We start from the raw sequence: 8,031 nt of genomic DNA on the forward strand, positions 1-8,031 counted from the left end.
ATCCATTCCATGGATACACCCTCCTATGTTGACGGTTCGGCATCCTACCGCAGTTCGGCCGCAGCGAACGCCAGCGGTTGGGTGGGGGCGTTCCACACCATCAGAATTGGACGCGATTTTACACTTTTCTATTCAAGAACCAGACGCGGCAGGTAAAGACTGACCACCCAATTGGGCCGATCGACAAGTTCGCTGATCTTGAGATCCGCAGCGATGCTGCACAGCATGTAGGCGTCCATCGGGCTGAAACCGTATCGCATCGCGAGCAGGTCGATCATTCCGCGGACAGCATCCCGCGCACCCTGCATCAAGTCAGTACCGATCCCCGTCGTGACCTCATAGCCCGCCGAATCGTTGTGACGGGTGATCGGCCCCGGCAGTGTCGCACGCGGGAACTTGAGATCTGTTCCCTTGATGAGGTCGAACCTGAGCGTGACCGTCATCGCACTCTCGATGGCGGTTCCGCAGACTTCGCCATCGCCCTGGGCGGCATGGGTGTCGCCCACCGAAAACAGGGCGCCGTAGACTTCGATCGGAAGATATAACTCAGTGCCGGCGGACAGGTCACGGATATCCATGTTGCCGCCACAGCGACGTGGCGGCACGACCGAATGATGGCCGCTCGCGGCCGGCGCGACGCCGATCGTTCCCGCGAACGGTTTCAGCGGGATCTTTGCCATGTGTCCGAATGCCGCAGGTGTTCGCCACGAGGTGTCATAGTGCCAGATGTGAAGCGCCGGGTCCGGGAAATCCTCGGCCAGGAGGCCGAACCCCGGAATGTTGGCGGTCCATCCCCAACCCGATGGGTCAAACTGCTCGATGGTAATCTTGAGGGCGTCACCGGGTCGGGCATCATCGATGAAGATCGGCCCGGTTACCGGATTGACTTTGTCGAAATCCAGGGTTTTCAGATCCTCAAGTGTCGCATGCTTGGTGAGTTGTCCGCCCGACGAGTCGATCGTCTCGATGGTTACCACATCTCCCGGAGCGACACGCAGCACGGGAGCGAATGCGTTGTTCCAGCCATGATGATGGCGGTTCCGGTGAACCGTGTACGTATTCTGCGACATGGGATCCCTCGATCATGCAATCAAACCAGCGGGAAATGACAGGCGACCTCGCGATGCGGGCCGATCCGCGTCAACGCCGGGCGCACGTCCCGGCAGGTGGCCTGGGCGTAGGAGCAGCGCGGATGAAACCGGCAACCCGAAGGCGGCGCCGCCGGATTCGGAACATCGCCTTTCAGCAGGATGCGTCTGCCGCGATGCGCCCGATCCGGGTCGGGAACCGGCACCGCCGAAATCAGGGCCTGGGTATAGGGATGCGCCGGATGATCGAACACGGCTTCGGTCAGTCCGGTCTCGACGACCGATCCGAGATACATGACCGCGACGCGATTTGCGACCTGCCGGATCACGCTGAGATCGTGCGCGATGAAAATATAGGTCAGCCCCAGCCGTTCCTGGAGATCCTGGAACAGGTTGACGACCTGCGCCTGCACCGAAACGTCGAGCGCCGAGACCGGCTCATCTGCGATGACCAGATCCGGTTCAAGGGCAATCGCCCGCGCGATGCCGATGCGCTGGCGTTGCCCGCCGGAAAACTCGTGGGGGAACCGTTCGAGGTGATCCGCGCTGAGGCCGACGACCCGCAGAAGTTCGACGACCCGCGCGTCGATTTCGGAATGGGTGCCGAATTCGTGAATGATGAGCGGCTCGGCCACGACATCCCGAACCCGGTGGCGCGGATTGAGCGACGCCGCGGGGTCCTGGAAGACCATCTGGATCTTGCGCCGGATCGGACGCAGGGCTCGGCGCGACAGGCGGGTAATATCCCTGCCTTCGAAAATGATCTCCCCCTCGGAGACCTCATGAAGACGCACGAGGCAGCGACCGAGAGTCGATTTCCCGCAACCGGATTCACCGACGATTCCGAGCGTCTCGCCCCTGACTACCTGGAGCGACACTCCATCGACCGCATGGACCGTCTTTCGCAATGCGGGAACGATCCGGCTGCCGACATTGAAGCGTTTGCTCACCGACCTGGCTTCGAGAAGGACTCTCCCCGTGGCGCCGGTCAGCATGTTCATGACGGAATCTCGTCATTCTGTTGGGCGGGCTTTCGCACGATTTCGCGCCGTTCACCGGGCTCCAGAACGCAAGCGACCCGATGATCGGGTTCTCCGATCATTGGAGGTTTCACCGCACATCGCCGGCTTCTGTACTGGCACCTTGGCGCGAAACTGCACCCCGGCGGAAGCCGCTGGAGCGAGGGCGGCGCACCTTGTATCGAGGACAACCGGCGCGGACGGGCGCCGGAAATCGGTGGAATCGAGTCCAGAAGCCCCCAGGTGTAGGGATGCCAGGGGGTTCGGAACATGGTGGGCGTATCGGCATGTTCAACGATTCTTCCAGCATACATGACGGCGACCTTGTCGGCGATCTCCGCGACCACGCCCATGTTATGGGTCACCAGAATGACCGAGGAGCCGAAATCCTTGCGGAGCTTGCGGACCAGGTCGAGAATTGCGGCCTGAACGGTCACGTCGAGCGCCGTCGTCGGCTCGTCGGCCAGCATGAGAGCCGGATTGCACGACAGCGCCATGGCGATGACGACGCGCTGACGCATCCCGCCGGACAATTGGTGCGGATAGCGGTCGATCACATCCTTCGGGCCAGGGATGCCGACGGCTTCGAGCAATTCGACGGCACGGTTTCTCGCCGCCCCGGTCGACAGATCGGTGTGGAGTCTGAGTTGCTCGACGATCTGCCGGCCGACCGTATAGACAGGCGTCAGGGCGGTCATCGGGTCCTGAAAGATCATTGCGATCCGGCCGCCGCGAAGCCGGCGCATCTCCCGCGCACCGAGCCCGATCAATTCGCGGCCCTGGAACTTGATCGACCCTTCGATGACGGCGTTCGGATCATTGATGAGCCCCATCATCGCCATCAGCGACACGGACTTGCCCGACCCCGACTCTCCCACGATCCCGAGGATTTCGCGGTGACCCAGCCGGAACGACACGCCATCCACGGCTCTCACCGTTCCGCGGGCGGTCCGGAAGGAGACGCGGAGGTTATCCACCGCGAGCAGGGGCACTGCCGGATCGGTTGCCGTCGCTTCAGTCATTGCGAACCCGCGGATCGAAAACCGAATAGAGTATGTCCACCATCGCATTGGCCGACACGACGAAGAATGACGCGTAGGTCACCGTGGCCATGATCATCGGCAGGTCGAGATTGGTCAGCGCCTGATAGGTCAGATAACCGACCCCCGGCAGTCCGAACACCACCTCGGTCAGCAATGCGCCGCCACCGACCAATGCGCCGAAATCCAGGCCGAACAGCGTGAAGATCGCGATCATCGAGCACCGCAATGCATGGCGGATCAGAACCTGGGCCTCCGGCAGGCCCTTCGCCCTGGCCAGCCGGATGTAGTCTTCCTGCATCGCCTCGACGATGTTGGCTCTCAGGACGCGACCGTAGATCCCGATGAATGCGAGCGCCAGGGTGAACCAGGGCAGCACGAGGGATTTGAACCAGAGCGCCGGGTCGCGGTGCAGCGGCACATAGCCCAGCGGCGGCACCCAGGAGAACAGCCAGGTATTGTGCAGAAGCCCCTGCGACACGAGATTGACGACTTCGCCGAGCCAAAAAACCGGAATCGAAATTCCGATCAGGCTCAGAATCATCAGCAGACGATCGAGCGTTCGATCCTTGAACGCTGCGGCCAGCACACCGACCAGAATGGAAAACACGATCCAGATGACCGCCGCGCCGAACACCAGCGACAAGGTGACGGGTGCTGCCCGAAAGATCGTCGGCACCACCTTTTCCCCCAGATTGACGTAGGAGGTGAGGTCGCGCCGGATGACCAGCCGATCCATCATCCGAAGGTACTGCACCGGGAGAGGTTTATCGAGGCCGAACTCCTTGCGGATCAGCGCCACCGTCTGCGGAGACGCGTTGCGCCCGGCGATCCGCGCCGCCGGATCGGCGCCAGGGGTTGCGAAAAAGATCAAAAACACCAGAACGCTGATGCCGAACATCACGAACACCATGTGTGCGAGGCGCTTGACGATCGTGAACCCTAGAGACATCGTGCCGCTCCCTTCCTCAATGGAGCGTCAGTTTCGCGCGCGGGTCAAGCGCGTCGCGGAGCGCGTCGCCGAGGATGTTCAGCGCCACCACGGTGATGACGATCGCAAGCCCTGGCGCTATGGAAACCAGCGGGCGGGTGTAGAGAAGATGCTCTCCATCGCGAATGATTGTCCCCCAGCTTGCGCTCGGTGGCTGAACGCCGATGCCAAGAAAGGAAAGTGACGCTTCCGTGATGATGTTGAGCGCCATCATGATCGGCGTGAAAACGATCAGGGTGGAGGCGACATTCGGCAGGATTTCCCGCCGAAGAATCCGCAGGTCGGAAGCGCCGAGACAGATCGACGCCATGACGAAATCGCTCCGGCGCAGCGTCATTACCTGGGCGCGTATCGGTCGCGCGACATAAGGTACATAGATGATCCCGATGATGGCGATCGGCAGGATCAGGTCGTCCGAATGGACGACGAGCGGTCCGATCCTGATGCCGGAATTGATCAGGATGATCGATAGCGAAATCGCCAGCAAGTATATCGGAAAAGCCCATAATATATCGAGCATGACCGATATCACGCGGTTGATGATGCCGCCGTAGAATCCTGCTGCGATACCGAGAAGTACGGCGAAGGACAGGCAGATTACGGTCGATGCAGCGCCGACGAGAAGCGAAACGCGACCGCCATAGAGCAGCCGCGCGGCAACGTCTCTCCCCTGTCCGTCGGCGCCAAGCATGTATGGCCCAAACCGCCATGTCGGGCCGACCGGCGTAACGCCGAGCCCGTTGCTCGCCGACTGCATGACCGGCACCTGTTTGCCGCCGATCAGCACCGTGCCGTCGAGATTCGATTTGAACGGATTGATGTGCGCGACCAGGTGAGCGTAGAGAGGCGCCATGACGCACGACGTCAGGAACAGAAAAAGAGCGACGACGGCGACCATCGCTGCACGGTTCCGCCGAACCTTGGCGAGCGCAGCGTGCCAGTATCCCTGGGCGGCCGACGCCGGAAGTTCCGGCGCCGTCCATGCATCGAGAACCCTCGCGTAATCCTGATCCGAAATCGCAGCGCCGATCTCGCTCGCCATCAATGCACCCAGGCAAGGTCGGGGACAAAATAGGTCTGCCCGCTGAACACGAAATGATGCAGCCGTGCCGAGACGAAGTCCACGTGTTTCGGGTTGAACAAAGGCGCCGCCGGCGCAAGATCGGTGATCTGCTGATCGATCTTGGTCCACATTTTGTCGGCCTGCTTCGGATGCTTGATCGAGAGAATCTCGGCAGCATCCATCTGCTTCTGAATCTTGTCATTGCAGAACGCCGAGATGTTGATCGAATTGTCCGAGCCTGGATGAAAGGACGTGCATCCGAACAGGACCTTCAGGAAGTCGGACGGCGCCGGATAGTCTTGATACCAGACCGTGACACTGATCTGGACATGGTTGTTCGAATTTTGAATGTAAGTGAACTGCAGGTTCGATGAAATTCCTTTGACCTTGGCGTTGAAGCCAAGCTTATCGAGCACGCTCTGAAGATAAATCCCGACAGCATGGTTAGGGTCGGCATTCTGGGTGATGATTGTCACCTTCTGACCAGCCATCCCGGATTTTTTCATATACATCATGGCTTTTGCCATGTCGGGTGCCGTCCATTTGGTTCCGGGGTTCTTGGTGAACAGGCAATACGGCTTGTAGCCTGCCATTCCCGGCGGCAGGATCTGACAGGTCGGCGTCGCCAAGGCAGGACCACCGAACAACTTGACGAGGTCGGCCCGGTTGATCGCATAGCTCACCGCAAGACGCGCATCCAGGTTGTTGAAGGGTTTCATGCGGGTGTTCATCGGCGCATACCAGAATGCGAGCAATGGATGGATCTCCAACCGACTCTTGTACTGCGCGGCAATCTGTTGCAGCCGATCGAGCGGGATCGGATTATACATCCAGTCATACTGGTTGTTCTCGACGGCCGTGACCTGCGCATTCGGGGTGAGACCGAACCGATAGACGATCTTATTCGGATAGCCTTTCGGCTGTGCGAGCTTGCTCCACTGCCTGAAATACGGGTTTCGCACCATCACCATCTCGGTGCTGGGTTCGTATTTCTTGACCATGTACGCGCCGGTTCCCGGAATATATACTGTCCCCATATCTTTGTCCGGAGTATTTGCCGGCAGGATCGAGCCGAATGGCACCGCCAGTTGGTCCAGGAACTCGGCATCCGGGTGCCGAAGATGAAACGTCACGGTATTCGTCTTCGGGTCGATGGCGACGCCCGGTAGCGTGCAGGTCGACGGGCTCTTCACGCAATGGCGGCCGCCGGCGATCACGTCGTACCACGTGCCGACGTTCGGATTGAGGACCTTGAACAGCCTCACAAACGAATGCCTGACGGCTTGGACCGTCACCGGCTGACCATTCGAGAACTTGATGTCCTTGCGGAGGGTGAAAATGTAGGTCTTGCCGCTATTCGTGATCTTCGGCATCGACGTCGCAAGATCGGGGACGATCTTGAAGGCCGCCTTGCCGCCGGCCTTTTCGAAGCCGACCAGCCCATCATAGAACATCGGCAAAATCTGCCAGAAACGGAGGGTATAATTGATCTGCGGATCGAGGGTTCCCGCAGCCGCGGACGCAACCATCCGCAATGTGCCACCATAATGCCCTTTGACCGCGGCCTGCGCGATCGCTGGGGCAGAAAGGCCGCCAACCACACTCATGGCGGCGAGTGCAATCGAAGCAATCTTGGGCGTTTTCATTCTGTCACCTCCGGTGTTTGTTTCGTGATTTCACATAGTCGTGTGGGTCTCCGAGGAAGCTTGAGATCATGTCCATGCATTTCCGAGTTTCTTCGATATGTGGCGTATGGCTCGAGTTTTCGAAGAAACCCCAGATTGCTGAAGGGATCAGGCCGACATATGGGCGAACGGCAAGTTCAGTCGCTTCATCATACTTGCCCGAGATGACAAGAGTCGGGACCATGATACGGTCTAATCGGGCCTCTATCGACCAGGTTTTGAGCGAGCCGATCACGTGGAACTCGCTTGGCCCGTTCATGGTGTGGTAGACGGTTGGATCGGCCTCTATCTGATCGAGGCTGCGCATGAGTTCGGCGGGCCAAGGGGAAATCCTGCATAGATGCCGGCCGTAGAATACCTGCACGGCGTTCTGGTATTCCACGCTGTCCGTCGTCCCAGTCTTCTCGTGCTCGATCAGCGTTTTCTGGACGTCCGGCGGCAATTCCGCCCGAAGACGGTTCGCCTCCTCGACCCAGGTTACCATCGAGGCCGGCGAATTCGCAATGATCAGTGCCCGCAATCCCACCGGTTCTCGAACCGCGTGCTCTGCGGCCAGCATGCCACCCCAGGACTGGCCAAGGAGATCGTAGTTCCCCGAAACCCCGAGATGGACCAATAGATTGTCCAGTTCCTCCAGGAACAGTTCGATGGTCCAGAAATCCGGGCCGATGTTCGGCAAATGTGTCGAGCGGCCACAACCGATCTGATCGTAGTGAATTACAGCCCTCTCAGGGCCCGCGAGAAGTTTAAAACGATCAACGTAGTCGTGCGCTGCGCCGGGTCCACCGTGGAGGATGACCAACGGCGGAAACGTTCCTCGCAAGCTTCCGGTGATTCGGTACCAGGTGCGGTGTTCCCGAAACGGTACAAAATCCTCGCTTACAGGAGTATCTGATGAAGACATGGATGAGATCCTCATACCGGCCACGGCCAGCACGGTCCGGCCCGGATGTACTCTGCGCTGACATCTTCAGCACGCCCGGCGCTTCTTGAGAAGTCACTACTCACCGGCCTCCGACAGAAGTTCCGGTTCGCCGGCGAGGATGGTCGCCTTGGCTTCCTCGGGATCGGGAATGCCGGAGTTCATCGCGATGAGCAGGATCACCACGCTGAACACGATCAGGATGATCGAGGCGGTGATCTGG

At 59.8% G+C, this 8,031-nt stretch carries 7 protein-coding genes; all 7 read right to left on the reverse strand.

All coding sequences use genetic code 11. The features are described from left to right. Positions 1 to 128 precede the first annotated feature (128 nt). Genes L2A60_RS19240 through L2A60_RS19270 form a run of 7 tightly spaced genes read right to left on the reverse strand, consistent with a single transcriptional unit; the run spans position 129 to position 7,790 of the window. Entirely contained in the window at positions 129 to 1,070 is a 942-nt protein-coding gene (locus L2A60_RS19240) for an acetamidase/formamidase family protein (RefSeq protein ID WP_235706082.1), read from the reverse strand. Positions 1,071 to 1,090: 20 nt separating this feature from the next. Continuing rightward, the gene (locus L2A60_RS19245) at positions 1,091 to 2,083 is read right to left on the reverse strand and encodes an ABC transporter ATP-binding protein (RefSeq protein ID WP_407932575.1); all 993 of its coding nucleotides are present in this window, start codon (positions 2,081 to 2,083) and stop codon (positions 1,091 to 1,093) included. 2 nt (positions 2,084 to 2,085) lie between these two features. Then, entirely contained in the window at positions 2,086 to 3,129 is a 1,044-nt protein-coding gene (locus tag L2A60_RS19250) for an ABC transporter ATP-binding protein (RefSeq protein WP_235706084.1), read from the reverse strand. Further along, complete coding sequence (locus L2A60_RS19255; protein ID WP_235706085.1) at positions 3,122 to 4,099, reverse strand: ABC transporter permease; 978 nt, start codon at positions 4,097 to 4,099, stop codon at positions 3,122 to 3,124. Before L2A60_RS19255 ends, L2A60_RS19250 begins: the two co-directional genes overlap by 8 nt. Before the next feature lie 16 nt (positions 4,100 to 4,115). Further along, entirely contained in the window at positions 4,116 to 5,180 is a 1,065-nt protein-coding gene (locus L2A60_RS19260; protein WP_235706086.1) for an ABC transporter permease, read from the reverse strand. Then, positions 5,180 to 6,847: an ABC transporter substrate-binding protein gene (locus tag L2A60_RS19265; RefSeq protein ID WP_235706087.1), complete on the reverse strand. Its 1,668-nt coding sequence runs from the start codon at positions 6,845 to 6,847 to the stop codon at positions 5,180 to 5,182. The genes L2A60_RS19260 and L2A60_RS19265 overlap by 1 nt, the downstream gene beginning before the upstream one ends. A 4-nt stretch (positions 6,848 to 6,851) precedes the next feature. Next, entirely contained in the window at positions 6,852 to 7,790 is a 939-nt protein-coding gene (locus L2A60_RS19270; RefSeq protein ID WP_235706088.1) for a proline iminopeptidase-family hydrolase, read from the reverse strand. Positions 7,791 to 8,031 lie beyond the last annotated feature (241 nt).

This window comes from Acidiphilium iwatense, assembly GCF_021556475.1.
Lineage (GTDB): Bacteria > Pseudomonadota > Alphaproteobacteria > Acetobacterales > Acetobacteraceae > Acidiphilium > Acidiphilium iwatense.

What these genes read in the sequence shown, in the direction of transcription:
- L2A60_RS19240 (WP_235706082.1), bottom strand. Translation starts at nt 1,070, where the DNA reads ATGTCGCAGAATACGTACACGGTTCACCGGAACCGCCATCATCATGGC.
- L2A60_RS19245 (WP_407932575.1), bottom strand. Translation starts at nt 2,083, where the DNA reads ATGCTGACCGGCGCCACGGGGAGAGTCCTTCTCGAAGCCAGGTCGGTG.
- L2A60_RS19250 (WP_235706084.1), bottom strand. Translation starts at nt 3,129, where the DNA reads ATGACTGAAGCGACGGCAACCGATCCGGCAGTGCCCCTGCTCGCGGTG.
- L2A60_RS19255 (WP_235706085.1), bottom strand. Translation starts at nt 4,099, where the DNA reads ATGTCTCTAGGGTTCACGATCGTCAAGCGCCTCGCACACATGGTGTTC.
- L2A60_RS19260 (WP_235706086.1), bottom strand. Translation starts at nt 5,180, where the DNA reads ATGGCGAGCGAGATCGGCGCTGCGATTTCGGATCAGGATTACGCGAGG.
- L2A60_RS19265 (WP_235706087.1), bottom strand. Translation starts at nt 6,847, where the DNA reads ATGAAAACGCCCAAGATTGCTTCGATTGCACTCGCCGCCATGAGTGTG.
- L2A60_RS19270 (WP_235706088.1), bottom strand. Translation starts at nt 7,790, where the DNA reads ATGTCTTCATCAGATACTCCTGTAAGCGAGGATTTTGTACCGTTTCGG.